At 72.6% G+C, this 26,761-nt stretch carries 27 protein-coding genes and 1 pseudogene; 16 read left to right on the plus strand and 12 right to left on the minus strand.

The genetic code is table 11. The features are described 5' to 3' along the window. Positions 1–28: 28 nt before the first annotated feature. The 3 genes and pseudogenes from ABZ887_RS28595 to ABZ887_RS28605 all read left to right on the plus strand — a co-directional run bounded on the left by ABZ887_RS28595 (position 29) and on the right by ABZ887_RS28605 (position 2,284). Positions 29–1,180 (plus strand): ABC transporter permease, encoded by a 1,152-nt coding sequence (locus ABZ887_RS28595; protein WP_361294966.1) that lies wholly within the window; start codon positions 29–31, stop codon positions 1,178–1,180. Then, positions 1,180–1,392, plus strand: a pseudogene (locus ABZ887_RS28600) (ATP-binding cassette domain-containing protein); the annotation flags it as partial. The gene ABZ887_RS28595 and the pseudogene ABZ887_RS28600, both read left to right, overlap by 1 nt. A gap of 97 nt (positions 1,393–1,489) precedes the next feature. Further along, on the plus strand, positions 1,490–2,284 hold the full coding sequence (locus ABZ887_RS28605; RefSeq protein ID WP_361294969.1) for a prolyl oligopeptidase family serine peptidase: 795 nt from the start codon (positions 1,490–1,492) through the stop codon (positions 2,282–2,284). On the opposite strand, the gene ABZ887_RS28610 is transcribed toward ABZ887_RS28605, so the two are convergent. From ABZ887_RS28610 to ABZ887_RS28620, 3 genes are read right to left on the minus strand one after another with little or no spacing between them, the layout of a single operon-like run. Then, entirely contained in the window at positions 2,269–3,030 is a 762-nt protein-coding gene (locus ABZ887_RS28610) for an FAD:protein FMN transferase (protein WP_361294972.1), read from the minus strand. The genes ABZ887_RS28605 and ABZ887_RS28610 overlap by 16 nt on opposite strands. A gap of 4 nt (positions 3,031–3,034) precedes the next feature. Further along, positions 3,035–3,505: an FMN-binding protein gene (locus ABZ887_RS28615; protein WP_361294975.1), complete on the minus strand. Its 471-nt coding sequence runs from the start codon at positions 3,503–3,505 to the stop codon at positions 3,035–3,037. A gap of 10 nt (positions 3,506–3,515) precedes the next feature. Beyond that, positions 3,516–4,853, minus strand: coding sequence for a ferredoxin reductase family protein (locus ABZ887_RS28620; protein WP_361294978.1), 1,338 nt, complete (start codon positions 4,851–4,853; stop codon positions 3,516–3,518). A gap of 151 nt (positions 4,854–5,004) precedes the next feature. On the opposite strand from ABZ887_RS28620, the gene ABZ887_RS28625 reads away from it, so the two are divergent. Together ABZ887_RS28625 and ABZ887_RS28630 are read left to right on the plus strand one after the other, a co-directional pair. Continuing rightward, on the plus strand, positions 5,005–5,703 hold the full coding sequence (locus ABZ887_RS28625; protein WP_361294981.1) for a response regulator transcription factor: 699 nt from the start codon (positions 5,005–5,007) through the stop codon (positions 5,701–5,703). A 74-nt stretch (positions 5,704–5,777) separates the two neighbouring features. Beyond that, positions 5,778–7,208: a HAMP domain-containing sensor histidine kinase gene (locus tag ABZ887_RS28630; protein WP_361295071.1), complete on the plus strand. Its 1,431-nt coding sequence runs from the start codon at positions 5,778–5,780 to the stop codon at positions 7,206–7,208. On the opposite strand, the gene ABZ887_RS28635 is transcribed toward ABZ887_RS28630, so the two are convergent. The 5 genes from ABZ887_RS28635 to ABZ887_RS28655 form a co-directional block, all read right to left on the minus strand. Continuing rightward, positions 7,205–8,497, minus strand: coding sequence for a PP2C family protein-serine/threonine phosphatase (locus ABZ887_RS28635; RefSeq protein WP_361294984.1), 1,293 nt, complete (start codon positions 8,495–8,497; stop codon positions 7,205–7,207). The genes ABZ887_RS28630 and ABZ887_RS28635 overlap by 4 nt on opposite strands. Before the next feature lie 131 nt (positions 8,498–8,628). Then, positions 8,629–9,036, minus strand: a complete 408-nt coding sequence (msrB, locus tag ABZ887_RS28640; RefSeq protein ID WP_361294987.1) for a peptide-methionine (R)-S-oxide reductase MsrB — start codon at positions 9,034–9,036, stop codon at positions 8,629–8,631. A 13-nt stretch (positions 9,037–9,049) separates the two neighbouring features. Then, on the minus strand, positions 9,050–10,438 hold the full coding sequence (murC, locus tag ABZ887_RS28645; RefSeq protein ID WP_361294990.1) for a UDP-N-acetylmuramate--L-alanine ligase: 1,389 nt from the start codon (positions 10,436–10,438) through the stop codon (positions 9,050–9,052). Between the two features lie 348 nt (positions 10,439–10,786). Next, positions 10,787–11,260, minus strand: a complete 474-nt coding sequence (locus tag ABZ887_RS28650; protein ID WP_089104693.1) for an indole-3-glycerol phosphate synthase — start codon at positions 11,258–11,260, stop codon at positions 10,787–10,789. Positions 11,261–11,412: 152 nt separating this feature from the next. After that, the gene (locus ABZ887_RS28655) at positions 11,413–12,180 is read right to left on the minus strand and encodes a pyrimidine reductase family protein (protein WP_361295074.1); all 768 of its coding nucleotides are present in this window, start codon (positions 12,178–12,180) and stop codon (positions 11,413–11,415) included. Positions 12,181–12,430: 250 nt separating this feature from the next. Between ABZ887_RS28655 and zapE the strand changes: the two genes are divergently transcribed. The 6 genes from zapE (at position 12,431) to ABZ887_RS28685 (ending at position 18,274) form a co-directional block, all read left to right on the plus strand. Continuing rightward, entirely contained in the window at positions 12,431–13,537 is a 1,107-nt protein-coding gene (gene zapE / locus ABZ887_RS28660; protein WP_361294994.1) for a cell division protein ZapE, read from the plus strand. 225 nt (positions 13,538–13,762) lie between these two features. After that, positions 13,763–14,158 (plus strand): hypothetical protein, encoded by a 396-nt coding sequence (locus ABZ887_RS28665; protein WP_361294997.1) that lies wholly within the window; start codon positions 13,763–13,765, stop codon positions 14,156–14,158. Positions 14,159–14,260: 102 nt separating this feature from the next. Next, positions 14,261–14,839, plus strand: a complete 579-nt coding sequence (locus ABZ887_RS28670; protein ID WP_361295000.1) for a carbonic anhydrase — start codon at positions 14,261–14,263, stop codon at positions 14,837–14,839. Between the two features lie 8 nt (positions 14,840–14,847). Further along, on the plus strand, positions 14,848–16,317 hold the full coding sequence (locus ABZ887_RS28675) for a SulP family inorganic anion transporter (RefSeq protein WP_361295003.1): 1,470 nt from the start codon (positions 14,848–14,850) through the stop codon (positions 16,315–16,317). Positions 16,318–16,518: 201 nt separating this feature from the next. Next, positions 16,519–17,355, plus strand: coding sequence for a slipin family protein (locus tag ABZ887_RS28680; RefSeq protein WP_361295078.1), 837 nt, complete (start codon positions 16,519–16,521; stop codon positions 17,353–17,355). 64 nt (positions 17,356–17,419) lie between these two features. Continuing rightward, positions 17,420–18,274, plus strand: coding sequence for a polysaccharide deacetylase family protein (locus ABZ887_RS28685; RefSeq protein WP_361295006.1), 855 nt, complete (start codon positions 17,420–17,422; stop codon positions 18,272–18,274). Positions 18,275–18,289: 15 nt separating this feature from the next. Here the strand turns inward: ABZ887_RS28685 and ABZ887_RS28690 are convergent, their stop codons facing one another. Further along, entirely contained in the window at positions 18,290–19,156 is an 867-nt protein-coding gene (locus ABZ887_RS28690; protein WP_361295009.1) for an aldo/keto reductase, read from the minus strand. A gap of 205 nt (positions 19,157–19,361) precedes the next feature. On the opposite strand from ABZ887_RS28690, the gene ABZ887_RS28695 reads away from it, so the two are divergent. Further along, positions 19,362–19,547 carry a hypothetical protein gene (locus ABZ887_RS28695; protein ID WP_361295012.1) on the plus strand — a complete coding sequence of 62 codons (186 nt, stop codon included), beginning with the start codon at positions 19,362–19,364 and terminating at the stop codon, positions 19,545–19,547. On the opposite strand, the gene ABZ887_RS28700 is transcribed toward ABZ887_RS28695, so the two are convergent. Both ABZ887_RS28700 and ABZ887_RS28705 read right to left on the minus strand, forming a co-directional pair. After that, positions 19,539–20,210 (minus strand): ABC transporter, encoded by a 672-nt coding sequence (locus tag ABZ887_RS28700; protein ID WP_361295015.1) that lies wholly within the window; start codon positions 20,208–20,210, stop codon positions 19,539–19,541. The two genes, ABZ887_RS28695 and ABZ887_RS28700, sit on opposite strands and share 9 nt — an antisense overlap. Further along, entirely contained in the window at positions 20,207–21,079 is an 873-nt protein-coding gene (locus ABZ887_RS28705; RefSeq protein ID WP_361295018.1) for an ATP-binding cassette domain-containing protein, read from the minus strand. The genes ABZ887_RS28700 and ABZ887_RS28705 overlap by 4 nt, the downstream gene beginning before the upstream one ends. 103 nt (positions 21,080–21,182) lie before the next feature. Here ABZ887_RS28705 and ABZ887_RS28710 point away from each other — a divergent pair, with 103 nt between their 5' ends. Next, positions 21,183–21,902, plus strand: a complete 720-nt coding sequence (locus ABZ887_RS28710) for a peptidyl-tRNA hydrolase (RefSeq protein WP_361295021.1) — start codon at positions 21,183–21,185, stop codon at positions 21,900–21,902. A 7-nt stretch (positions 21,903–21,909) separates the two neighbouring features. Here ABZ887_RS28710 and ABZ887_RS28715 read toward each other — a convergent pair whose 3' ends face one another. After that, a complete protein-coding gene (locus ABZ887_RS28715; RefSeq protein WP_361295024.1) occupies positions 21,910–23,238 on the minus strand; it encodes an NAD(P)/FAD-dependent oxidoreductase in 1,329 nt (442 codons plus the stop codon). A gap of 199 nt (positions 23,239–23,437) precedes the next feature. On the opposite strand from ABZ887_RS28715, the gene ABZ887_RS28720 reads away from it, so the two are divergent. The 3 genes from ABZ887_RS28720 to ABZ887_RS28730 all read left to right on the plus strand — a co-directional run bounded on the left by ABZ887_RS28720 (position 23,438) and on the right by ABZ887_RS28730 (position 26,693). Then, positions 23,438–24,229 (plus strand): DUF4142 domain-containing protein, encoded by a 792-nt coding sequence (locus tag ABZ887_RS28720; protein ID WP_361295027.1) that lies wholly within the window; start codon positions 23,438–23,440, stop codon positions 24,227–24,229. Between the two features lie 122 nt (positions 24,230–24,351). Beyond that, a complete protein-coding gene (locus tag ABZ887_RS28725) occupies positions 24,352–25,626 on the plus strand; it encodes a DUF692 domain-containing protein (RefSeq protein ID WP_361295030.1) in 1,275 nt (424 codons plus the stop codon). Positions 25,627–25,895: 269 nt separating this feature from the next. Next, complete coding sequence (locus ABZ887_RS28730) at positions 25,896–26,693, plus strand: DUF4142 domain-containing protein (RefSeq protein WP_361295033.1); 798 nt, start codon at positions 25,896–25,898, stop codon at positions 26,691–26,693. Positions 26,694–26,761: the final 68 nt, after the last annotated feature.

Genomic DNA, 26,761 nt, shown 5'->3' on the forward strand with positions numbered 1-26,761 from the left:
CGGTCCGCTCACCCCGCAGGGGCCTGCCATGACCCGGTACGCCCTGCGCCGCCTGCTCGCCTCCGTGCCCGTGGTCTGCGTCGCCTCGTTCATCCTGTTCTGGGCGGTGCGGGCGACCTTCGACCCGCTGGCGAAACTGCGCCAGTCGGTCGACCCCACCGCCCTGCACCGGGAGACGGTCCGCCTCGGGCTCGACCGGAGCCGTCGTCCTCTTCAACCTGCTGGCCGACCTGTCCTACGCCCTCCTCGATCCCCGGGTGGCCCTGCGATGACCCAGCCCACCGCCCTCCCGGCGCCCCCGCCGCCCGTGCCCGGACCGCCGGCCACGTCCGGCGACCCGCGGACCTCCCGGGTCGTCCTGTCCCGCTTCCTGCGCCACCGGCTCGCGGTCGCCTCGCTGGTCGTACTGCTCCTGCTGGCGGTCTGCTGCTTCGGCGCCGCCTGGATCGCGCCCTTCCCGCGCAACGCGCAGAACCTCCTCGCGGCCTCCGAGCCGCCGTCCGGCACCCACTGGCTGGGCACCGACTCCCTCAGCCGCGACTACCTCAGCGAGATGCTCTACGCGGGGCAGCTCTCCCTGGCGATCGGCCTGGGCGTCGCTCTGCTGGCCACCCTGGTGGGGACGGCCGCAGGGGCCGTCGCCGGGTACCTCGGCGGCTGGCCCGACGAGGTGATCATGCGGGTGGCCGACCTGTTCCTGATCGTGCCCCCGGTCGCCGTCCTCGCGGTGTCCCTGCAGGGCCTCGGTCCCTCCCCGCTGACCATCGTCGTGGTGCTGAGCGGCCTGGGCTGGACCCTGATCGCCCGGGTCGTCCGGTCCCGGGTGATCCAGCTGCGCCACCAGGAGTTCGTCGAGGCGGCCCGGGTCATCGGCGCCTCCGGCCCGCGGATCGTCGTACGGCACCTGCTGCCCAACCTGACCGGCCTGATCGTGGTCAACGTGTCCCTGTCGGTGGCCTCGGCGATCATCCTCGAATCGACCGTCAGCTTCCTCGGCTACGGCGTCCAGCCGCCCAAGTCGAGCTGGGGCAACATGCTCACCCAGGCCGCCGGGCTGATCGGCACCTCACAGTCCTATCTCCTGTACGTCCCCGGCCTGGCGATCCTCGTCACCGTGCTCGCCGTGAACTTCCTCGGCGACGGGCTGCGCGACGCGCTCGACCCCCAAGGCAGGCAGTGATGAGACCCGTCACCGAAGAGACCGCCGCCGAAGAGGCCGCCGCGGCGGCGGCCCCGCTGCTGTCGGTCCGCGACCTGAGCGTCACCTACCGCACCGACGCCGGTCCCGTGGCCGCCCTCGACCGGCTCTCCTTCGACCTGCACGCCGGGGAGACCCTGTCCGTCGTCGGCGAGTCGGGCTCCGGGAAGAGCGCCGCCTCGCTGGCGTTGATGGGGCTGCTGCCGCGCAACGCCGTGGCCGAGGGCTCGGTGCGGCTGCCCGGACTCCCTGCCCGTCCCCCGGCTCTTCCCGCAGCTCGACCTGGACGGCGTGCGGTGCACGTCGAACGCGGTCCGCTCGGCGGACGGCACGAACGTCCAGCTGTGGTGGGCCCGGCCGCGCCGCGCCGACGGCCCCGTCCCCCTGGTCCTGCATCTGCACGGCGGCCCCAACCTGGTGACGGTCGACCGCTACGACCCCGCCGCCCAGGCCTGGCTGGACAGCGGCGTGGCCTACGCCTCGCTCAACTACCGCGGCTCGGTCACCTTCGGGCGGCGCTTCCGCGAGGGGTTCATGCCGGCGATCGGCGACCGGGAGCTGGAGGACATCGAGGCCGCGGTGCGGTGGCTGGTCGCGGAGGGCGTGGCCGACCCGGACAAGGTGTTCGTCACGGGCGCCTCGTACGGCGGTTTCCTGTCGCTGCTGTCCGTGGGACGGCTGCCCGGACTGTTCGCCGGCGCGCTGGCGCACGTGCCGATGGCGGACTGGCTGGCGGGGTACGAGGACATGAACCCGGCGCTGCGCGCGGCCTGGTCGTCGTTCTTCGGCGCGAAGCCGGAGGACGACCTGGAACGCTTCGTGCGGGCGTCGCCCATCACCTACGTGGCCGATGTCGTCGCACCGGTCTGGATCAACCAGGGCACGCACGACACCCGTACCGCGCCCAAGCAGGTACGCCGGTACGAGGAGGCGCTGCGGGCGGCCGGCGGGGACGTGGTCGTCGACTGGTACAGCGGCGGTCACGAGACGACCGGCCGGGCCAAGGCGCTGGGCGAACAGTCCAGGATGCTCCGCCTGGTCCATGCCGCCCTGCGCCAACACCCTTGGAGTCAGGTCCCGTCGTGAGCCGCGAGGAGGTCCGCCGACGGCTCCCCCGCGACCGGGAAGCCCGCCGTCCGCAGCACCTGCCGCCCGGCGTCCACGGCGAACACCTCGCAGCCGGGGCGCGCCGCCGCCCACCCGACGCCCTCGGCGCCCATCGCGAAGGCGGCCGTGGCCACGGAGTCCGCCTCGGTCAGCGAGGAGGCGACGACCGTCAGACTGAGCAGGCCGGTCGCCGGGCGCCCGGTGCGGCCGTCGACGATGTGGTCGCCGCGCTCGTAGCGGGCGGAGGTGGCGACCGCCCCGTCGGTGAGTTCGAGGACCGTGCACAGCCGGTCGGCGTGCACGGGGTGGCGTACCCCTACCCGCCAGGGCCCGCCGGCGGCGGCCACGTCACCGCCGGCGTTCAGCACGAACCTCCGCGCCCCGGCCGCCGACAACAGGTCCGCCGCCCGCTGCACCGACCAGCCCTTGACCACCGCGCACGGGTCGAGTCCCCGCCCCGGCAGCCGTACGTCGAACGCGCCCCCGGTCGCCAGCCGGTACTCCTCGCACAGCGCGAGCACCTCGGCGAGGTCCGCACTCACCTCGGACGCGGTGATCTCCCCTCGGTCGAGCCGGCGGACCTCGCTGTCCGGCCGGAAGGGGCTGAACCGCTCGTCGGCCTCGCGCAGCCAGGCGAAGACGGCGTCGGCGGCCCCGGTGAAGTCCCCTCCGTCGTCGACGCGGAGCGAGACCGGGAAGCCCATGACGTGTTCGACCCGCTGCACGCGCTCAGCCCTTCGCGTCGATCGCGGCCTGGAGGGACTCCTTGTAGGCGTCGCTGGTGATCGTCGCACCGGACACGGTGTCGATGTCCGCGCTCTGCGCCTTCAGCGTCTCCGAGATGAGCACCGGCACCGCGGCGGTCGTCTGCGGATGGTTCGGCTGCTGGAGCATCGAGACCGCGGAGATCTTGTCGGCGGAGAAGGTCACCTGGACCTGCACCGGGCCCTTGTCGGTGTTGACGGTGGTGCCCTTGACGACGGTGCCGGCGGAGGCGCCCGAAGCCGCGGTCGAGGAGGCCGACGGCGAGGCGCCGGACCCGGTCGAGGAGGAGCCAGCCGTGGAGGAATCGGCGGTGGAGGACTCGCTCGTGGAGGACTCGGCGGTGGTGGACGTCGTACCGCCGATCGACGGCTCGTAGCGCCAGACGGGGATCAGGCCCGCGATGCTCAGGACGACGACGGATATGGCTCGCTTCACGGTGTCTCTCTCATCCCGCCAGGCTGAAACGCTCGAAGTGGATCTGCGGCTTGGGCACGCCCAGGTCTCCCAGGGTGCGCAGCACCGCGTTCATCATCGGCGGCGGCCCGCAGAGGAAGACGTCCCGGTCGGCGATGTCGGGCACCAGCCGGACCAGCTCGCGCGGGGCCAGCTTGTCGGGGACGGGCGGGCCGGTGACCAGGTGGAGTTCGGCGCCCTTGGCGACGGCGAGGTCGCGCAGCTCGTCGTAGAGGACGGCGTCCCGGTCGGTGCCGACGCGGTAGATGACGATCGCGTGGCCTTCGAGGTCCTCGAGCAGGGCGCGGATGGGGGTGACGCCGACGCCGCCCGCGATGAGGAGGGACTCGGTCTTCTGCCGGTGCAGGGTGGTGAAGGCGCCGTAGGGGCCCTCGGCGAAGACGCGGGTGCCGACCCTGAGGTGGCGCAGCGCGGCGCTGCCGTCACCGGCGGCCTTGGCGGTCAGGCGCAGGGTGCGGCCGTCGGGGGCGGCGGAGAGGGAGAAGGGGTTCGCCTGCCACCAGCGGTCCTTGGTGAGGAACCGCCAGAGGAAGAACTGACCGGCCTGGGCGCCCAGCTTGTCGAGGTCGCGGCCGGTGACGTGGACCGAGACGACGTTGTCCGACTCGGGGACGACGGCGGAGACCCGGAACTGGTGCCGGTGGTTGCGCCAGAGCGGGAGGACTAGACGGCCGAGGGCCACCGCGCCGAGCGCCACGCCCCACACCGTGTACCAGTACGTCTTCGCGGCCGTCGACGCCGTGAAGGTCGTACCGACCGCGACCTGGTGGCTGAAGGCGAGGACCACGGCCACGTAGGTGTACAGGTGGATGAAGTGCCAGGTCTCGTAGGCGAGCCGGCGGCGGGCGTAGCGCGCCGAGACGGCGCCGATCACGATGATGATGCCGAGGGCGACGACCGCGCGGAGCACGCCCTCGGTCGTCTCGGCGAGGTCGACGAGTTCACCGACCGGGCCGACGCCCGCGCCGTCGGCGTAGCCGAAGCTGATGAAGACGGCGTGTGCGAGCAGCGTCCAGAGCAGCGCGAAGCCGGTCCAGCGGTGCCAGGAGGTCAGCCGGTCCATGCCGATGCGGCGGTCCAGCCAGGGCAGCCGGGCCACCAGCACCAGCTGGAAGGCCATGACGAGGGCGCCGTAGAGGCCGAAGAAGCGGCCGATGACGATCAGGGCGTTGGAGGCGAAGCCCGCCTGGGCGAAGAAGGAGGCGACCACGGCCGCGTTCGCGGCGAGTACGGCGTACAGGCCCGTGCGGGCCACCACCCTGGGGCGTATCGCCGTGGGGGGCGCAGGGGGTGATTGGACGGTCGTCACGGGTCGGCAGCTCCTTGATCGGGTCCTGGGAGTCGAGCTTCACCCGTGGCTGCTGTCGTTTTCCTGTCGGACTACTTACAACTGCTTATCGATGTCTTTTCTGTGCAGGACGGGGTCTGGCGTCCACGGCCCGGTGGCGCAGTATGAGCGGGTGGAAAAAGTACGACTCCTCGTCGTGGACGACGACCCGCCGATCGCCGACCTGGTCGCGACGGTCGCGCGGTACGAGGGCTGGGAGGCGGTCACCGCGTACTCGGGCGAGGACGCCCTGGCCCGGGCCGCCGAGTTCCGGCCGGACATCGTCGTGCTCGACCTGATGCTGCCCGATCTCGACGGCTTCGGTGTCCTCGACCGGCTGCGGCACTCCGGGACGATGGTGCCGGTGGTGTTCCTCACGGCCCGCGACGGGGTCGCCGACCGGGTCGCGGGGCTGACCCGGGGCGGAGACGACTACCTGGTCAAGCCGTTCGCGGTGGAGGAGCTGATGGCCCGGCTGCGCACGGTGCTGCGGCGCAGCGCCGGGCCCGGCTTCCAGCGCTCGGTGCTGCGGGTCGCCGACCTGACGATGGACGAGGACACCCGCGAGGTGCGCCGCGGCGACCGGCTGCTCTCGCTGACCCCGACCGAGTTCGAGGTGCTGCGCTACCTGATGCGCAAGTCGCCGACCGTGCTCACCAAGGCGCAGATCCTCGACCACGTGTGGGAGTACGGCTTCGGCGGCCGTTCGAACGTGGTGGAGCTGGTGGTGAGCCGGCTGCGCCGCAAGATGGACGACGAGACCGGCGGGGAGCCGCTGATCCACACCGTCCGCGGCTTCGGGTACGTCATCCGGCAGCAGGCCGCGGAGTGAGAGGCCGGTTCCGGATCGGCCTGCCGCGGCCGGGCCTGCCGCGGATCGGCCGGCTGCGGCGCTCGTACCGGAGCATGCGCCTGGGCACCCGGCTGGCGCTGGGGCTCGGGGCGCTGGCGCTGGTGGTGTTCGCGGTCGTCGGCACCACCCTGACCATGTACATGCGGGACTACCTGTCGGCCCAGCTGGACGACCAGCTGGGGCTGGCCCAGGTCGCCCAGTCCAAGAGCATCGCGCAGAACGGCACGCTCCAGGGCAAGAAGTACTACCACTGGTACTACGCCGTGTACGACGTCTCGCAGGGCACCCCGGTGCTGCGCAAGCCGGAGGAGAGCAGCGACCTGCCCCCGGACATCGCCCCGCTCACCTCGGTGGCGAAGGCGCAGATCGCCGCGGGCACCGAGGTGCTGCGCACCAAGGACCTGACCGGGGAGGGCGAGTACCGGCTGCGCGGCTGCGAGGTGGAGCCGGGGGTGGTGCTGGTCAGCGGGGCGCCGATGGACAGCATCGACGGCACGGTACGACAGCTGGTCACGGTCCAGGTGGTCGCCTTCGGGGTGGCGCTGCTGGCGCTGGTGGTGTTCGGCCGCCGGCTGCTGCGGCACGGTCTCGAGCCGCTGAGCGACATGGCGCACACGGCCCACGGCATCGCCTCGCACAACCTGACGGAGTCGGCGGCCCGGCTGCCGCTGCGTGCGGCGAAGCGGGGCGGCGGGCCCGAGGTCGAGGAGCTGCGCACGGCGTTCAACACCATGCTGGAGCACATCGACCACTCCCTGGCCGTACGCGCCGAGGCCGAGCAGCGGCTGCGCCGCTTCGTCGCGGACGCCTCGCACGAGCTGCGCACCCCGCTGATGTCGGTACGCGGGTACGCCGACCTCTTCCAGTACGCGGCCGCCAACGAGCCCGCGGAACGGGACCGTCATCTGGCCCGGCTGCGCGCGGAGGCCGCCCGGATGGGCATCCTCCTCGACGACCTGCTGCTCCTCGCCCGGCTCGACGCGGCCGAGGTGGAGACCCCGCTGCGGCTGGAGGAGGCGGACCTGAGGGAGCTGGTCCGGGAGGCCGCCGACGCCTTCCGTGCCGCGCACGCCGACCATCCCCTGGCGGTGACCGCCGGTCCGGACCCGGTCCCGGTCCGCCTCGATCCGGTCCGTATCCGCCAGGTGCTGGACAACCTCCTCACCAACGCGGCCGTCCACACCCCCACCGGCACCCCGGTGTCCGTGACCGTCGCCGTCACCGCCGACTCGGCGTCGGTGAGCGTCGCCGACCACGGCCCCGGCATCCCGGCCGGCGACCGCGCCCGGGTCTTCGACCGCTTCTACCGGGTCGACAAGGCCCGCAGCCGCGACCGGGGCGGCAGCGGGCTCGGCCTGTCGGTGGCCCGGGCGCTGGTGGAGGCGCACGGCGGGACCATCGGGCTGGGCGAGGACCCGGCGGCAGGCACGGTGTTCACGCTGACGCTGCCCAGGGAACCGGCCGCCGCCCGCACCGCCGGCTAGCCCTCCTCCACCGCGCCCTCCAGGCTGAACCCGCCCTCCCGCGGATGCGGGCGCGCCGCCAGCACCGCGACGTCGTCCTCGGCGTGGCGGGCGTCGAGGCGGGTGAGGATGGAGTCCAGGAGGTTGTCCACGCCGGCCGCGGGGGTGAAGCGGAGATCGGCGAGGCGTTGCAGGGAGCGGTCGATGTCCTCACCGCGGTGTTCCACCAGGCCGTCGGTGAAGAGCACCAGTGCCTCGTCGGGTTCGAGCCGGTGGGTGGCCGACTCGTAGCCGCCGAAGCCGGTGCCCAGCGGCGGGCCGACGGGGACCAGCAGGAGTGCGGTACGGCCTTCCCTGGTGATCAGCGCGGGCGGCAGATGGCCGGCGCTGGCCAGGGTGACCTGCCCGCGGCCGGGATCGACGCGCACGAGCAGGCAGGTGGCGGGTCTGCGGTCCGCCTCGGTGGCGGCGATGTCGTCCATCTGGCGCAGCACCCGGTGCGGGGGCAGCTCGGAGGAGGCGATGTAGCGCAGTGAGGACCGGTACGCGTTCATGTCGACGGCGGCCTCCAGTCCGTGGCCCATCACGTCGCCGACGACGAGCAGCGTCCGCCCGAAGTGCAGTCGTACGGTCTCGCACCAGTCGCCGCCGACCAGCACCCGCCCGCCCGCCGGGAGGTAGCGGATCGCGACGTCCAGGTTGGGGTGCGGCCGGCCCGGTTCGGAGAGCAGGGCGCGTTGCAGGTCACCGGCGGTGCGGTTGACCTGCTCGTACTCGCGGGCGTGCCGGATGTGGGAGGCGGCGCGTTCGGCGAGCAGGGCGAGCAGTTCGGCCTCGGCAGGGGCGTAGGCCGTCCCCTCGCGGGCGCAGACCAGGACACCGTACTGGTCGGATCCGCTGGTCAGGGGCGCGCACAGGGCCGGGCGGGTACGGCTGCCGACCGGACGGGAGAGCCAGGGGTCCACCCAGTGGTCGGCCGCCGGGGTGCCCGCGTCCCGGGCCACCGCGGTGGCCCAGCGGGCGTCGGGCAGCAGATCGGCGCCGCCGGTGATCGACTCGTAGCCGGAGACGGTGTCGCCGACGCGCCGCATCACGGCCGCGCCGCCGCCCACCAGCCGTACCGCCGCCCGGGTCAGTTCCGTACAGGTGGTGGACTCGTCGAGGCTCGTGCCGATACCGGCCGCGGCCGTGCGCAACGCCCGCAGCGGGACGGAGCGGTCGGCGCCCGCCGTGCGGCCGCCCTGTCCGCCCCCGCCGTCGGCGGACGCGGGTCCCCGGCGGGACTGGAACCATCGCGCGACACCGGACACCCTCACAGAATCTCAAACAGCGCCGGTCCGGGCACCGGCCATCCGTGCGTCACCCCTCCCGGGGGCGGTTCGGGACGCCGCGGCACGGGCAGCCGGCCCACGGGCCCGTCCGATGACGGGCCCGGCCGGACTCAGCTCTCGTCGGCGCTCAGCCGCAGCGAGATCGAGTTGATGCAGTACCGCTGGTCGGTCGGGGTCGCATACCCCTCACCCTCGAACACGTGCCCGAGGTGCGATCCGCAGCGCGCACAGCGCACCTCGGTGCGGAGCATCCCGTGGGTACGGTCCTCGATCAGCTCGACCGCGTCGGTGTCCTTCGGGTCGTAGAAGCTCGGCCACCCGCAGTGCGACTCGAACTTCGTGTCGGAGGTGAACAGCTCGGCACCGCAGGCGCGACAGGAGTACACGCCCTTGGTCTTGGTGTCGGTGTACTCACCCCTGAAGGCCGGCTCGGTCGCCGCCTGACGCAGCACGGCGTACTCGGCCGGCGACAGCTCCGCCCGCCACTGCTCGTCCGGCTTCTCGACGTCGTACGACATGACTCTCAGCCCCTCACTTCGCCAGGCGTTCCAGGATCCTCGGGCCCAGGTCGGTCACATCTCCCGCGCCCATGGTGAGAACCAGATCACCGGGCTTCGTCATTCCCGCGACCACGGCGGGAACCTCGTCCTTGTCGTGCACGGCGGTGACGTCGGCACCCGCGCCCCGCGCCGCCTCGATGATCAGCTCGCTGGTGACCCCGGGGATCGGGTCCTCGCGGGCCGGGTAGATGTCGAGGACGACCGAGGCGTCCGCGAGGGCCAGCGCGTCGCCCATCTCCTTGCCCAGCTCCTGGGTCCGGGAGAAGAGGTGCGGCTGGAAGACGACCAGGATCCGGGCGTCCCCGCCCGCGGCGCGCATGGCCTCCAGGTCGGCGGTCATCTCGGTCGGGTGGTGCGCGTAGGAGTCGATGACCTGGACGCCGGCCGCCTCGCCCTTGAGCTGGAGACGGCGCTTGACGCCGGTGTACGCGGCCAGGGCGGGCGCCAGTTCGGCGGCCGGCACCCCGAGGGCGGCTCCGGCGGCCAGCGCGGCGACGGCGTTGTGCGCGTAGTGCCGGCCGGGCACGGACACCGTGAACGTCAGCTCGGCCCCGTCCATCGCGACGGTGACCTCGCTCTTCAGGCCCTGCGGTACGACGGACAGCACCCGGACGTCGGCATCCGCGGCCTCGCCGTACGTCACCGTGCGCACCTTCCCCGCCACCCGCCGGGTCAGCTCGCGCGCCCCCTCGTGGTCGGCGTTGACCACCAGCGTGCCGCCGGGCACGATCCGGCCGGCGAAGGTCTCGAAGGACTCGTAGATCTCTTCCATCGAAGCGTAGTTGGCGTGGTGGTCGAGCTCCACGTTGAGGACGATGGCGACCTCGGGCGCGTACTTGTGGAAGCTGCGGTCCGACTCGTCCGCCTCGGCGACGAAGATCTCCCCCTCGCCGTGCAGGGCGTTGGAGCCGGGGGCGTCGAGGTCGCCGCCGATGGCGTACGAGGGGGTGCGGCCCAGCGCGGTCAGGGACACCGCGAGCATGGACGTGGTGGTGGTCTTGCCGTGGGTACCGGCGACCGCGATCGGACGCAGACCGTCCATCAGCGCGGCGAGGGCGTCCGAGCGGTGCACCACCGGGATCCCCAGCTCGGCCGCGCGGGCCAGCTCGGGGTTGTCCTTCCGGATCGCCGACGACACGACGACGGAGCTGGCGTCGTCGGCGAGGTGCCCGGCCGCGTGCCCGATGTGCACGGTGACGCCGAGCGCCCGCAGCGCCTCGGCGGTCTCCGACTCCTTGGCGTCGCTCCCGGCCACCTCGGCACCGCGCTGGGCGAGGATCTTGGCGATCCCCGACATCCCGGCGCCGCCGATCCCGATGAAGTGCGGTCGCTCCATGGCGGAAGGAAGGCCGGGTGCCATGTGTTTCTCCCAGAGACGGTGACGTGCGAAAGCGTGCCTAGCCTATGTGCTGAAGCACGCTCGGCCTTGCAAGGGACTCTCGGCACCCCTACCTGAAGGGGCGCGGGGCTGTATCGACATGCGGCTGCCGCCGCGTGGGCGCGACCAGCAAACACATCACAGCCGACGCGAGAACAGCCGCCCCAAAGGGGCGCGGGGCTGTATCGACATGCGGCTGCCGCCGCGTGGGCGCGACCAGCAAACACATCACAGCCGACGCGAGAACAGCCGCCCCAAAGGGGCGCGGGGAACTGCGCGACCAGCCCCCACGCACCCGCACCCGCCGACGCACCGCACCCCCTACGGCGCCTACGCCTTGCTGTGCGAGAACAGCTTCAGCACCGGCACCCCCACCTTGTGCCGCGCCCGGGACGCCCAGTCCCGGTGGAAGAACTCCTCCACGTAGTGCGGGTCGGTCAGCACGATCACCTCGTCCGCACCCACCTCTTCCACCAGCTTCCGCAGCGCGTCCAGCGGGTGGTCCTCGACCATCCGCCCCTCCGCCGTGCTCCCCGCCGCCCGCAGGGCCGTCAGGGACACGTCCAGCGCCTGCTCGGCCGGCCCCTTCGCCGCATCGCCCTCCGGCGTCTCCCGCTCGCGCGCGGCCTCGTCGAGTTCGCCGAGTGCGATGTCGTCGATGGCCCGCAGCAGGCGGTCCGCCTGGTCGCCGCGCGGCTGGAGCAGCACATGGAAGGCGACCTGCTCGTCCCCGTGCAAGGTGGTGACGAACTCCACGTCGGCGGACGTCAGGGCCTTCTCGATCATCAGAACGCTTGTGAACACCAGGCGCCTCTTCTCCCTAGAGGGTCGCTCGACCCTCTGTCCTCCGTGGGGCCGGCACCCCTGCGGAAACCATCCTGCCCCGTGATCGCACGGGTACTGCCGGATTCAGTTTGCCCGCCGAAAGCTAAGCGGAACGGGATATTCCGCTGTTTTCAGGACCGGCGGTAGCGGCCGAACAGGAATCCGGCCTCTTCCAGGAGGGACACTAGTTCGAAGCGCCGGGGTACGGCGACACCGGGGCCCCCGGCGATCCGCTGCGCGTCCCCCGCCGTGAGCATCGGGGAGAGCGTCAGGCACAGCTCGTCGAGGACACCGGCGGCGATGAACTGCCCGAGCAGCCTAGGGCCGCCCTCCGTGAGCAGCCGGGTGTGGCCGAGGCCGGCGAGGGCGCGGACCGCGCGGGCGGGGTCGACGCCGGCGCCGTCACCGGCGACCACCACCCGGGCGCCGGCCCGCTCGGCGGCGGCGACGCGGTCGGGGGCGGCCGCCGCGCCGGTCAGGACGAGCGTGGGCACGAGGGGCGAGGTGAACAGCGGGAGCGAGAAGTCGAGGTCGAGGCTCGCACTGACGACGGCGACCGCGGCGACCCTGGCCTGCCCCGCCGCGGCCCGGGCGCCGGCGAACTCCGCCCGCTCGCGTACCGGCCGGTACTCCTCCTGCCGTACCGTTTCCGCGCCCACGACGACGATGTCCGCGAGCCCTCGCAGGGTGCCGAAGATCCGCATGTCGGCCGTACCGGAGATGGGCTGCGACCGCCCGTCGTGCTGACCGGCCCCGTCGAGCGTGGACACCATGTTGGCCCGCAGCCAGACCTCCCGCCCGGCGGACTCGGGATAGGCATAGGCGAGCGCCAGCTCCCCGAGGCTCCACTCCCGATCGACGAAACCGGAAGCGAAGGCACGCACCCCCTCGGCACGCACCCCGTCGGCCGCACCGCCGGAGGAGCCGTAACCCCCACCCCCGTGGGCCGCCCCCTCGGCCTCCGCGCCGGAGGCACCCGCGCCACCCGCGAACCGCAGCTCCTCGGCCGAACCGCCGGAGGCACCCGCGCCACCCGCGAACCGCAGCTCCTCGGCCGAACCGCCGGAGGCCCGGGCTGCTGTTTGTTCGGTCACAGGGAACAGGCGTCGCATGCCGTGCAGTGTGGCACGGCAACTAGCATGGGTAACCGTGTCGTCTTCTCCCGCCGCATCCGAGGTCAGCCCCATAGCCGACGCGGCCCCGCTGTCGCTGTGCGCCCGTTCCCCGCACGTCCCCGCAAACCGGCTGGTCGCCGAGATGGTGCCGCCACCCCGCTTCGACTCGGTCCGCTTCGCCACCTACATCCCGGACCCGAACCAGCCGAGCCAGACCGAGGCCGTACGGGTTCTGGAAGGGTTCGCCGGCGGTCTCGGCGGGGCGCACGCGGTGGCCGGCGGCAGGCGCGGCTTTCTCGGCTTCGGGAGGGCCAGGGCGGCCAAGGTGCCCGCCGGACCGCGTGGGGTCTATCTCGACGGCGGGTACGGCGTCGGCAAGACCCACCTGCTGGCCTCGCTCTGGCACGCCACCCCGGCCGAGCCCGCGCTGAAGGCGTTCGGCACCTTCGTGGAGCTGACCAACCTGGTCGGCGCCCTCGGCTTCCAGCAGACCGTGCAGACCCTCTCCGGCCACCGCCTGCTGTGCATCGACGAGTTCGAGCTGGACGACCCCGGCGACACCGTCCTGGTGTCGACGCTGCTGGGCCGGCTGGTGGACGCCGGTGTCGCGCTCGCCGCCACCTCCAACACCCTGCCCGGCAAGCTCGGCGAGGGCCGGTTCGCCGCCGCCGACTTCCTGCGCGAGATCCAGGGCCTGTCGGCCCATTTCCGTGCCCTGCGCATCGACGGCGAGGACTACCGCCACCGCGGCCTGCCCGAGGCGCCGGCGCCGTACTCCGACGAACAGGTGACGAAGGCGGCGTACGCCACCCCGGGCGCCTCGCTCGACGACTTCCCGCACCTCCTGGACCACCTGGCCAAGGTGCACCCCAGCCGGTACGGCGCGCTGACCGACGGCGTGTCGGCCGTCTGCCTGACGGACGTCCGGCCGGTGCCGGACCAGTCGACCGCGCTGCGGCTCGTGGTCCTCGCGGACCGGCTCTACGACCGCGAGGTCCCGGTCCTGGCCTCCGGGATGCCCTTCGACAAGCTGTTCAGCGAGGAGATGCTGAACGGCGGCTACCGGAAGAAGTACTTCCGCGCGATATCGCGACTCACGGCCCTGGCCCGGGACGGCAAGGCCTTCGTGGCACCCGAGTAAACCCTGAGCACACCCCGAGCAGCCCCCGCGACCGGCCCTTATTTGATCAAGCTCCTCGGGTCAAGAGCCTGATCAGGCCACGCCACCGGCATTTTTCACGCTCTCTTCGGTTCGCAACGCCGAGTTAACCCTGCAAACAACTTTGCAGGGTTAACGTGTTTCTTGACCAATCATTGACCTGTGCTTGGTGCGCACGAGAGGCGTGAACTGCCGCGAGGGGGGCCCATGTTCCGAGGTACGACGGCCCGGACCGTGCTCGCGCTCCTGGCCGCCACCCTGCTCGCCGTCCAGTTCTTCGCACCTACGGCAACCTTCGCAACCGCGCACACCCTCAGTCATGTCGAGGCCAAAGCCCAGCCCGGGCCGCACCCCTCGGCGAAGGCCGTGCGCGACGCCTCGCCCGCCCTCCGGGACCACGGCCGCTGCGGCGAGCCCCCCAGCCCGCCGCAGACCGCCGACCGCCATCGCAGCGCCACCGCCGGCTGGGCGGACGACCGTCAGCCCGGCCCCCGGCACACGGAGGCCATACGCACCCCGGGGCCTCCCCCGGCCAGGCACCACGGCACGTCAAGAGCGTCGAGAGCCCACTCACCGGCCACGCTTCAGGTCTTCCGCTGCTGACGGGACGGGCTCTGCCCCGGGCTCTCCATGCCCCTCATCCCCCCACAGACGTCGTGCAAGCCCGACGCGCCGCTGTAGCGCGCCAGGAGGAACCCACACACCATGCAGCCCCTCATCGACAACGCCCGTACGTTCGGACAGCGCCCTGAGGAGTTCGCCAGGCTCGCCGAAGGCCAGTCTCCGCAGGTGCTCTTCATCACCTGCTCCGATTCCCGGGTCGTCCCGGCCCTGATCACCGGTGCCCGCCCGGGCGAGCTCTTCGAGCTGCGCACCGCGGGCAACATCGTCCCGCCGTACGCCTCGGTCCACCCCACCAGCGAGGCGGCCACCATCGAGTACGCCGTGGAGGTGCTCGGCGTCCGCGACATCGTCGTCTGCGGGCACTCGCACTGCGGCGCGGTCGGCGCGCTGGTGCGCGGCGACGACCTGACCGCCGTACCCGCCGTCCGGGACTGGCTGGCGAGTGCCGAGCCGCGCCCGACCGGGGCGGTCGAGGATCCGGCCGTGGCCGAGGGCGTGCAGAGCCATGTGCTCGCCCAGCTGCTGCGGCTGCGCTCGTACCCGTTCATCGACAGGAAGCTGGCGGAGGGCGAACTGACCCTGCGCGGCTGGTACTACGAGGTCCACACCGGTGCCGTGCGCGAACACCGCGCCGACACCGACGCGTTCGAGACCCTGTGAGCGTCGCGATGACCAAGTTCCCCCACATCAAGTTCCCTTACATACGGCAGGACTTCGCCGCCTCTCTCGTCGTCTTCCTGGTCGCGCTCCCGCTCTGCGTGGGCGTGGCCGTCGCCTCCGGTGTCCCGGCCGAACTCGGCCTGGTCACCGGCATCGTGGGCGGTCTCGTCACCGGGATGCTGCGCGGCAGCAGCCTTCAGGTGTCGGGGCCGGCCGCCGGCCTGACCGTGCTCGTCTTCGAGGCGGTGCGGGAGTTCGGGCTGCCGCTGCTCGGGGTGATCGTGCTGGCCACCGGCGTCCTGCAGATCACCATGGGCGTCCTGAGGCTGGGGCGCTGGTTCCGGGCCATCTCGGTCTCGGTCGTCGAGGGCATGCTGGCCGGAATCGGTCTGGTGCTCATCGCCGGCCAGCTGTATCCGGCGCTCGCCGCCAAGGCCCCCGAGTCGGGCCCCGGCAAGATCGCCGGGCTGCCCGGGGCGTTCCTGGACGCCCTCGGGGACGGCAGGGCGCTGGCCTCGCTGGCCCTCGGCGCCGGCACCATCGCGGTCCTCGTGCTGTGGAAGTACGCCCCGGCGAAGGTACGGACGGTCCCCGGGCCGCTGGCCGCCGTCGGCCTCGCCACCCTGGCCGCGTTCCTCCTGAGCCTTCCGGTGGCCACCGTCGAGGTGCACGGGCTGCTGGGTTCCGTCCAGCCGCCCCCGCTGAGCGCCTTCGGCGAGCTGGCGAGCGTCGGGCTGATCGGCACGATCGTCGCGTTCACGCTGATCGCGTCCGCCGAGTCGCTGTTCAGCGCGGCGGCCGTGGACCGGCTGCACAGCGGTCCGCGCACCCGGTACAACCAGGAGCTGATCGCCCAGGGCGCGGGCAACGCGCTCTGCGGGGTGCTCGGCGCGCTGCCGATGACCGCGGTGATCGTCCGCAGCGCGGCCAACGTCCAGGCGGGCGCCCGCACCAAGGCGTCGCGGGTTCTGCACGGCGTCTGGCTGCTGCTGTTCGCGGCGCTGCTGCCGGGGGTGCTGAGCTACCTACCGATCCCGGCGCTCGCCGGAATCCTCGTCTACTCGGGCGCCCAGCTGATCCCGGTGCGCGCGCTGGCCGTGCTGTGGCGCGAGCACCGGGGCGAGGCGATCGTCCTCGTCGTCACGGCGGTGTCCATCGTCGCGGTGAGCATGTTCGAGGGGGTGCTGATCGGGCTCGCCCTGTCGATCGTCAAGACGGCGTGGGAGGCCTCGCACCTGAAGCTGGAGGTCGTCGACAAGGGCTCGGGGCCTGTCGACGCCTACCTGTCGGGCAACGCGACCTTCCTGCGGCTGCCGAAGATCCTCGACAGTCTGGAGGCGCTGCCCCAGGACCGCCCGGTCCGGGTGGACCTCTCCGGGCTGCACCACCTCGACCACGCCTGCCGGACCGCGCTGGAGAGCTGGGCCGAGCGGCACAGCGACGCGAACACCGAGCCGGTGAAGGTCACAGCGGCCTGAGCCACGACCCCAAGGTCATGACCCCAAGGTCATGACCCCTCGGTCACGGCCGTCTGAACCGGCGGCCGCCCCGGGCCGGGGTGCCGACGCCCCTCGGCATCCCGGCCCGGACCTGCTTCCCGGCGGCCGTGGCCCCGACCCTCCTGTCGGGCATATCGTTACAGCAACGGAAATATCGGACCTCTTTACCTGGGGGTCGTGATGGTTCAGGAGCTGCTGGTCGCGGTGGTGGCGGCGCTGTGCTTCGGCGCGCTGTACCTGGCCGCCGGCGCGCGGGTCGTCAAGCAGTACGAGCACGGCGTGCTGTTCCGGCTCGGCCGGGTCACGGGTGACGTACGGACGCCCGGCTTCAATCTGGTGATCCCGTTCGTGGACCGGCTGTACAAGGTCAACCTGCAGATCGTCACGCTGCCGGTCCCCGCCCAGGAGGGCATCACCCGCGACAACGTGACCGTGCGCGTGGACGCGGTCGTCTACTTCCGGGTGGTCGACGCGGTGAGCGCGCTGGTCAAGGTCGAGGACTACAAGTTCGCCGTCTCGCAGATGGCCCAGACCTCGCTGCGCTCCATCATCGGCAAGAGCGACCTGGACGACCTGCTCTCCAACCGCGAGAAACTCAATCAGGGCCTGGAGCTGATGATCGACAGCCCGGCCGTGGGCTGGGGCGTGCAGGTGGACCGGGTCGAGATCAAGGACGTGTCCCTGCCGGACACGATGAAGCGCTCGATGGCCCGCCAGGCCGAGGCCGACCGGGAGCGCCGGGCCCGGATCATCAACGCCGACGCCGAGCTCCAGGCCTCCCGGAAGCTGGCCGAGGCGGCCCAGCAGATGGCGGACACCCCGTCGGCCCTGCAACTGCGGCTGCTGCAGACGATCGTGGCGGTGGCCGCCGAGAAGAACTCCACCCTGGTCCTGCCGTTCCCGGTGGAGCTGCTGCGGTTCCTGGAGCGGGCCGGACGGCAGCAGCCGGGGCCGAACGGCAACGCCCCGGCCGGGATCGCCGACAGCACCCTGCGGACCGGGCCGCCGCCCGGGTGACCCGGCGCCGCACGGTCCGCCGCGCCACCCGAGAAAAACGGACATTCCGCCCTACGTTCATACGGTGATCCGACCAGTACGCCGTCTTACCGGTACGACCGCCGTCTGCGTCGCCCTGGGCGCCGCGCTCGCCGCCTGCGGCGCCAACGAGGCACCCCATGCCGGCCCCCCGGCCCCCGCCAGGGCCTCCTCGTCCGCCACCCCGCCGCCCACGCTCACCCCCGGCCCCGGCGGGGCGGCGCCCGTCTTCATGAACGGCCCGCGCACCCTGGGCAAGACCGTCGCCCTCACCTTCGACGCCGACATGACCGCCGACCAGGGGCCCCGCGCGGCCGCCGGCGAGCACTTCGACAACCCGGCGCTGATCGCGACCCTGCGCAGGCTGAAGGTGCCGGCCACGATCTTCATGACCGGCCGCTGGGCCGACCAGTACCCGGCCCAGGCCCGCTCCCTCGGCCGCGACCCGCAGTTCGAGGTCGCCAACCACTCCTACAGCCACTACGCCTTCACCGGTGACTGCTACGGCCTGCCGACCGTCTCCGCCGCGCACATGAAGTCGGACGTGGAGCGTGCCTACGCCGCGCTGCTCCGCGCCGGGGTTCCGCACCCGATGCCGTACTTCCGGTTCCCCGGCGGCTGTTACGACCGGCAGGCGCTGCGCGCGGTCGGCGCCCTCGGGGTCACCGCGGTGCAGTGGGACGTGGTGAGCGGGGACGCGTTCGCGACGGACGCCGACGCGGTCACCAAACAGGTGCTGGACGGGGTGAAGCCGGGTTCCGTGGTCGTCATGCACTGCACCCGCAGCGCCGCCCCGACCACCGACCAGGTGGTGCGGACCGTCGTGCCGGAGCTGCGCGCGCGGGGCTTCCGGTTCGTGAAGGTGTCCGAGCTGATCGGGCAGACGCCCGGTCACCGGTGACCGGGCGGGCCGATGTCACCCCGGTGCGTGCGCGGGTGCCCGGCGGAGGACGTCGAGGGTGTCCCGGACGGTTCGGTGCACCCGCGGGTCCCCCGTGATGTCACGCTGGTCGATGGTGCGCAGCCCGAGCATCGGGAGGGGGACGGTCAGGGGCGTGGCGCCGGTGGCCCGCAGGATGGTGTTGAGCTGGTGTTCCGCCCCCTGTGAGTGGTAGCCGACGACCAGGCCCGCGACGGGCTTGGCCGCCAGTTCGCAGTGGTCACGGGGGCGGGAGAGCCAGTCGATGGCGTTCTTCAGCGCCGCCGAGATGCCGGCGTTGTAGACGGGCGTGAGGACGAAGAGGCTGTCGACGCCGCCGACCTGGGCGCGCAGGGCGGCGACCTGCGGTGGCGGCCGGTCGGTGTCCAGGTCCTCGTTGAACAGGGGCAGTCCGTCCAGGCGGGCGGCGAGGGTCACCTCGTGTCCGGGACCGGCCTGGGCGAGAGCGGTCCGGGCGATCAGGGTGGTCACGGACGCGTGGCGCAGACTGCCGGAGAGGACCAGGGTGCGGTGCACGGGGCTGGGGGTGGACATGGTGTGTGCCTCCTCCCTCAGCCCGCGCTGCCGTGACCGGGGTCGGGGACGTCCTCCAGGGCCGTCGCGGTAGGGGTGGAGGGCTTCACGGATCAGTCCGTTGACGAGGTGCGGACCGTAGTAGTCGCTGGTGTCCAGGTGGGTGATCCCGGCGTCGGCCACGTCGCGCAGTACGGCGAGAGCCTCGTCGCGGTCGCGCGGCGGGCCGTGGGCCATCGGGCCGGCGAGCTGGAGTGCGCCGAAGCCGACGCGGGTGAGGGTGAGGGTGTCCGACAGGCGCAGGGTGCCGCCGGGGAGTTTCGCGTTCACGGGAAGAGGCTCCTGGAAGAGCAGTGATGTGCCATGGGTGTTCGGGCCGGGGCGAGCCTCCCGGGGGAAGCTCCGCCCGCCGTCCACACTGCCGACCCGACGGAACCGACACCAACCGGGCCGGCCATGTCCGAGCCGGACCTCCATCGATCCTCGATCCGGCTGCCTGTACTTCCACCGGCGGAAACCTGTCTACGCTGGAGGGATGAGCGACGAGGGCTACTGCACGACCGACGGGGTGGCGGCGCAGCCGGCGCCGGCGGAGGGGCCGCCGTTCGCGGAGTGCGTGCTGTGCCGGGAGCCGACGGAGTACCCGGAGTCGTACAAGGGCATCACGATGTGTCCGCGCTGCGAGTGGCAGGAGGCGCAGCGGGCCGCCTGTTCAGGGTGAGCGGCGGCCGTTGACGGCGCAGGCCAGGGCGAAGGCCGCGGTGGTGAGCAGGGCCGCCGCGGCCACCGGGAGCGGGGAGACCGGGATCCGGCCGGACTCCGAGCCGGTGACCAGGCCGCTGACGGCCGCGTGCGCCGGGGAGCCCGCGACCACCGTCGAGAGCAGCGCGGCCAGCAGCATGGTGGGCACCGCCCGGCCCGGCGAGCGCAGCAGCGGCCGGTTGGTGAGCGCGCCGACGGCACTGCCGAGCAGCGCGCAGGCGAGGGTCGCGAGGAGACCGGCGGTGCCGGCCCGCAGGGGTGGTACGGGCAGCCGGTGGTCGTTGGTGGCGTGCCGGCTGATCACCGTCACGACGAGCGTGGCCGCGGTGCCGAGCAGGGCGGCGGCGAAGAAGGCGGTGAGCAGGGCGGCCAGATGGGTCCTGGCCGGACCGCGCGCCGCGATGACGCAGGCGCGGGCGGCGGCCGGTTCGCCGGTGACGCAGATCCGTACCAGCCAGGCGGCCACCGGCAGCAGCGCGGCGGCCGTGTAGCCGAGCGAGTCCAGCACCGGCTGACCGCTCTGCACGCCCACGCCCAGGAACACGGCGTACAGGATCACCGGGGGCAGCCAGCGCTGGGAGCGCAGGAGGAGATCGGTCTGGTAGCGGAGGAGTGCGGTCATGGGCGGTCTCTCTCGTCCGGTGGGACGTCCGGGGCACTGACGGAGACCACGTGCCAGGGCGGGTCGGCCGTGAGGAGGGCACGCAGCACCACGTCCGAGTGGGACGCGGGAACCGTAAGACGGTAGGTGCCGGGGGCCGGTTCCTCGGCCGAGGCCGCCGGGCGCGTCGCGTCGGCGGGCAGCCGGCCGCCGGCCGGGCCCCGGACGGTGACGAGGGTGAGCGGGCCGACGGGTGCGGCCGTCGGCTCGGTACGGGGTCTGAGGGTGCCGTCGACGACCTGGTGGACCGCGTCGGGCACGCCCGCGAGGCGCCGGGGATCGTGGTCGACGAACACGACGGCGCCCCCGGCGGCGGTGCGCTCGGCGACGGCCCGCTCCAGTTCGGCACGGGCCTCGGCGTCGAGACCGGTCCAGGCCTCGTCGAGGACGAGGAGTTCGGGGTCGGCGAGCAGCGCCTGGGCGACCGCGACCTTCTGGCTGGTGCCCTTGGAGAGCTGGGCCATGGGTGTGGCCGCGTAGGCCGCGGCGCCGAACCGCTCCAGCCAGTTCGCTGCGCGGGCGGCGGCCGACCGACGGGAGAGTCCGTGGACGGTGCCGAGATGGGTGAGGTAGCCGGAGGGGGTGAAGGGCAGGGCGGCGGGGAAGCGCTCGGGTACGTACGCGGTGCGGGGGCGGCCGGTGATGCGGCCCTCGGTGGGGGTGTCTATGCCGGCGACGAGACGGAGCAGGCTGGACTTGCCGGTGCCGTTCGCTCCCTCCACGCGGGTGAGGGAGCCGGGGGTGATGGTGAGGTCGACGCCTCGTAACACCCAGGGGCCGCGTATGCCGTAGCGGCGGCCTACGCGGGCCAGTTCAAGATCACGGTGCATGCACGTATTGTCGTGCGGTTTCGCCGTGGGGGTGTGCACCGCTTCGGTCTGCGGGCTGATCGTGGCTGGTCGCGCAGTTCCCCGCGCCCCTTAGGGTGATGTGGTGAGCGTTGATTCGAAGTCACCCGACGGCAGTCCTTTTCGAACCGAACCCACCGCACGTGACGAAGCACCCCAGTTTGTGCTGCCCCTTGTCGTGCGGATAGAGAAGTCCGCTCCTCCTGCGCGCACCGACGCACTCGAAACCGCCGCTCGGGCTGTCCTGACCCTGCTCAGCGACCCGCGGGCGCTCGGGGACGGCGAGTGGGCGCAGGCCCTTCGGGACTGGGAGGACGCGCGGATCCGGAAGGTCGTGCGGCGGGCCCGCGGTGCCGAGTGGCGGCGGGCCGGGGAGCTGCCCGGGATCACCCTCACGGGGAAGTCCGCCGAGGTACGGGTGTTTCCGCCCGTTCCCCTGGACGGGTGGCCCAAGGAGCTGGCCAAGTTGCAGGTGTCCGGGACGGAGTTGGACGATCCGGAGCCGCCCGTGGGCGCGGACCGGTCCGCGCCCGTGCTGTGGCTGAACCCGGAGCTGGAGATGTCGGCCGGCAAGGCGATGGCGCAGGCCGGGCACGGGGCGCAACTGGCCTGGTGGGCGCTGTCGCAGGAGGATCGGGACGCCTGGCGGGACGCCGGGTTCCCGCTCGCCGTACGGCCCGCCGATCCGGCCGAGTGGCGTGAACTGACCGGCAGCGGGCTGCCGTTGGTGCGGGACGCCGGGTTCACCGAGATCGCGCCGGGCAGCTGCACGGTGGTCGCGGACCACCCCGCGCTCCGCGGTTAGCGCGCGGTCAGTCGGTGTCGGCGCCCCGGTAGGCGTACAGGTCGGCGAGGAACCTGCGGCGCAGGGCGGGGACCTTGCCGGTCGCGCTGAAGAAGCTGCGGGTGGCGAAGAGGGCGAGGCGGCCGGTGACGGGCCGGTAGAGCGGGTCGTCGCCGCTGGTGCCGTTGTTGTCGAGGGACTCGGCGACGCGGGTGAAGCCGTAGGGGATCATCTCCGCCTCGTAGTCGCCGATCGCGGTGAGCAGCGGCTTGTCGCCGCGGGCGGCGGCGGTCAGTTCCCGGCAGAGCAGCGAGGCGTCGCGCAGCGCGGTGTTGGCGCCGACACCCTGGCCCGGGGTCATGGTGTGGATGGCGTCGCCGAGCAGGGTGACGGTGGTCGTAGGCCACGGGTCGACGGGGACCGAGGTGGCGATCCTCAGCGGGAACGCGGCCGCCGGGTCGGACAGTTCGAAGATCCTGCGCAGGTCCGGGTGCCAGTTGCGGGTCACTCCCAGAACCGTGTCGACGAGCTGCTTGCCGCGCTGCCGGGCGGTGTCCTCGGGGAAGTGGGCGTGGGAACTCCACACGGACAGGTTGATGTAGTCGTGGGTGTTGTCGAACCGCAGGCCCGACCAGTTGTCCAGGAGCGCCTTGTCGGCGGGGTTCTTGGGCCGGCCCTCGGCGTCCCACTTGAACTCCATGACGTGGAGCATGCCGACGAGGCCCTTGGTGCCGAAGATCAGGGAGAGTCCGTTGAGCACCTCGTCCGAGAGCAGGGCGCGGGTCTCGGGCGTGAGCGGGGTCCTGGTGGCGACGGCCGTGATCCCGGTGTCCCTGATCTCCGCGTGCGGGAGGTACTGCCGGCGTACGGCGGAGCGGGTGCCGTCGGCGGCGACCAGGACGTCACCGGTCGCGGTGGTGCCGTCGGCGAAGTGGGCGGTGACCCCGCCGTCCGGGTGCTGTTCGTAGCGGGTGAACTCCTTGCCGTGGTGCACGACGTCGTCCATGCCGGTGAACAGCACCTGGCGCAGGGTCGAGCGGGACACGGAGCGTTCGCTGTCCACCGCGTCGGCCGCCTCGGGCAGCTCGATGGAGGCGGTGGTGCGCTTCGACTGGGTGAGCACGTTGAAGTACCGGGGGTCCCGGGCGCAGGTGTCGACGAACGTGGTGAAGAGGTCGGGCGGCAGGCACTCGTGCAGGGCGCGGCTGCCGGCGGGGTCGATGCCGACCCGGTAGCCGTACAGGCCGTCGCTCCGGGAGCCGTAACGCTCGTACACCGCGACGGAGACACCGGCCTTCTTCAGACCGTGTGCCAGGCACATCCCGCCGGTACCGCCGCCTATGACCAGGACGTGCATGACGACCGCTTTCCTCGATGTTCATGTATCTCGATTTTCGAGACAGATAAGCTTGAACATGGAGATGCTCGATTGTCAAACCATCTATCCCGACCTCGGCTTTTTTACCTTTCCTTGGAAACTTTGCCGTTTGTTTGAACACCGCTGTCGCCTCACTCGTACGTCCTGGCACTGAACCAGCGACACGGGGAGGCATCCCTTGCGGCGTTTCAACGGAACGGCCCTGATCATGGCGGCCCTGGCCACCACGCTCTGCGCGCTCGCCTATCCCGTGTGGTCGTACGCCGACCGCTCCGGCACCGGGCAGGCGAACGTGGCGGCGGGCACCGTGGCGACCCAGTGGGGCCCGCTGACCGCCGCCGACCGGGATCTCATCGTGCGGGTCCGGCTGGCCGGGCTCTGGGAGCTGCCGGCCGGACAGCAGGCGATCCAGCGGGCGCCGAGCACGGCGATCAAGGAGGCCGGCGACCACCTGATCGTCGGCCACACCGACCTCGACAGGCGGGTCCGGATCGTCGCGGCGCAGCTGGGCGTCGAGCTGCCCAACGTGCCGAACGAACAGCAGCAGGGCTGGCTGAACGAGATGTCGGCAGCGACCGGGGCGGAGTACGAGTACAAGTTCGTGAACCTGCTGCGGGCCGCGCACGGCAAGATCTTCCCCGCGGTCGGGGCGATACGTAACTCCACGCGCAACAGCCTGGTGCGGCAGCTCGCCTCCGACACCAACCAGACCGTGCTCGACCACATCACGATCCTGGAGAAGACCGGCAAGGTCGACTTCGAGGCCATCGCCAACGAGGTCGCGGGCGCGGCCACGGCCAGCCCGACCGGTCCGGCGGCGCCGGCGCCGGGGGTGGTGGCGCCCTCCGCGCCGGCCGCACAGGCCAGCGGCAACGTGCGGACCACGTCCAAGCCCTCCCCCGGCGAGCCGGGCACGGTGAACACGGGCCGCCCGGACCCGACGGACTCGCTCGGCCTGCTCGGCCAGTAGCCGGAGAGCTCCCCGGAGCGCGCCCCGAACCTCAAATGTTGCTCTGAAGCGGCAGGCAACGCGGTTCGCGGGCGCGCTCCGGGGCCATACCCCCCTCACTCGAAGCAGCAGGGGGGACGGCCATGGCTCTGGAGCGGCTGGGAACGGGCATCGGCTGGCGGCCGGAGATCGCGGACGCCGTGGAGCGCATGCCGGGCATCGACTGGGTCGAGGTCGTGGCCGAGAACACCTGCCCGGGCCACCTCCCCGAATCGCTGCGGCGGCTGCGCGAGCGCGGGGTGACGGTCGTACCGCACGGCGTCTCACTGGGTCTCGGCGGCGCGGACCGCCCGGACGAGGACCGGCTCGCCGCCCTCGCCGAGCGGGTGGCGGCACTGGGCTCGCCGCTGGTCACCGAGCACATCGCGTTCGTCCGCGCGGGCGGTCCGCGCACGGCGTCGGCCGCCCTGGAAGCGGGCCATCTGCTCCCCGTCCCCCGCACCCGGGACGCCCTCGACGTGCTCTGCGAGAACGTCCGGATCGCCCAGGCCGCGCTGCCCGTGCCGCTCGCCGTCGAGAACATCGCCGCGCTCATCGCCTGGCCGGGCGAGGAGATGACCGAGGGCCAGTTCCTGTACGACCTCGTGGACCGCACCGGGGTACGGCTGCTGATCGACGTGGCGAACCTGCACACCAACCACGTCAACCGCGGTGAGGACCCGGCCGAGGCGCTCGCCGAACTCCCCGTCGAGGCCATCGCCTACGTCCATGTCGCGGGCGGCTTCGAGCGGGACGGCGTCTGGCACGACAGCCACGCCCATCCGGTGCCCCCGGCGGTCCTGGACGTCCTGACCCGGCTCGCGTCCCGGGTGGCGCCGTCGGGCGTGCTGCTGGAGCGGGACGAGAACTTCCCCGAACCGGCCGAGCTGGAGCGGGAGCTGGCGGCGATCCGGGCGGCCGTGGCGGCGGGCGGTGCGGCGGGCGGCGGGCAGTGGGAGCCCTCGGCCACGGCGACCGCGCCCGAGGTCCCCGACGCCACCCGGCAGCGGGTCGGGCTCGCGCAGGCGGCGGTGCTGTCGTCGCTGGTCGCGGGGACACCGGTGCCGGAGGGGTTCGACCGGGTGCGGATGGGGGTGCAGGCGCGGGCGCTGGCCGCGAAGCGGGCGGACGTGGTGGCGAAGGTGGCGCCGGAGCTGCCGGGGATCCTGGGAGCGGGGTACCGGGCGGCGTTCCTGGCGTATGCGCAGGAGCGGCCGATGACGGGGGGCTACCGGCGGGACGCGCTGGAGTTCGCGGGGGTGCTGCTGCGGGAGGGGGGCACCGAGTCTCGTCGACGGTTGGAGCAGTGGTGGCTGGAGCGTGCGGGGCTCGCCCCTCGACGCTCGCTTGCGCGGAGGGTGCTGCTGCGGCGGGGTTAGTGGCCGGGGGGACGCTTACCGGCGCTTGCAGGGTGCCTCCCCCAGCCTTCGGCCGGGGGGACCCCCAGCGCCCACCCGTGCCGCCCTGCGGCACGCCTGCCCGCAGCTGGGTGGCTCGGAAGGGCGCGGCTGGGCAGCGCCCCGTAAGGGGCGCGGGGAACTGCGCGATCAACCCCCACCGGCCCGCACCCGGAACCCGGCCGAAGCTTCCCGTCGGTAATATGCCAACCCCGCACGGCGAAGCCCCACCGTGCGGTGCAGGAGGCATCATGCGCGCGCGACCCCGACCCCCCGTCCAGGGACGAGGCATGTTCAGCGGGACCACGCTGATCATCGTCTGTCTCGCGGCGACCCTCGCCGCCCTGGTGTTTCCGATCTGGTCGTACGCCGACCGCTCGGACCCGACCGGCTCGGTGAACGTGCTCAGCGCCCAGACCGTGTCGACGGCGTACGGCCCGCTGTCCGCGCAGGACCGCGACTTCATCGTGAAGGTCCGGCTCGCCGGGCTCTGGGAGCTGCCGGCCGGGGAGATGGCGGAGGAGAAGGGCACCACGGCGGCCGTACGGACGGCGGGTCAGCACCTCGTCGACGGGCACACCTCCCTCGACGCCCACGTCCGCACCGTCGCCACCCAGCTCGGCGTGCCGATCCCGAACGGGCCCAACGCCCAGCAGCAGCAGTGGCTCGCCACGCTGAGCGCCGCGCAGGGACAGGACTTCGACCGGGAGTTCGCGAACATCGTGCGGCTGGCCCACGGCCGGGTCTTCTCCGTGGTCGCCCAGGTCCGCGCCGCCACCCAGAACACGCTGGTCCGCGACCTCGCCGACGACGCCAACACCACCGTCCTGGACCACATCAAGGTCCTGGAGGCGACGGGCTACGTCGACTTCGCCACGCTGGCGCAGCAGTTGGCCACCACCCCCTCCCCCGTGGCCTCACCGCCGGTCGTCGCCCCCGCCGACGCGACCCCGGTCACGGCGGCACCGGCACCGGCCGCGTCGCCGTCCTCGACGTACACGCTGCCGCCCGCCACCGCCAGCCCGGAGCAGCCGTCCCAGAACCCCTGACCTGCGCGGGAAGCGGAACGTCACAGACCGACAACACTCGGTCCGGAATGTGAACAGGGCATGGCGGT

The sequence above is a fragment of the Streptomyces sp. NPDC047061 genome (assembly GCF_040643955.1).
Classification (GTDB): Bacteria; Actinomycetota; Actinomycetes; order Streptomycetales; family Streptomycetaceae; genus Streptomyces.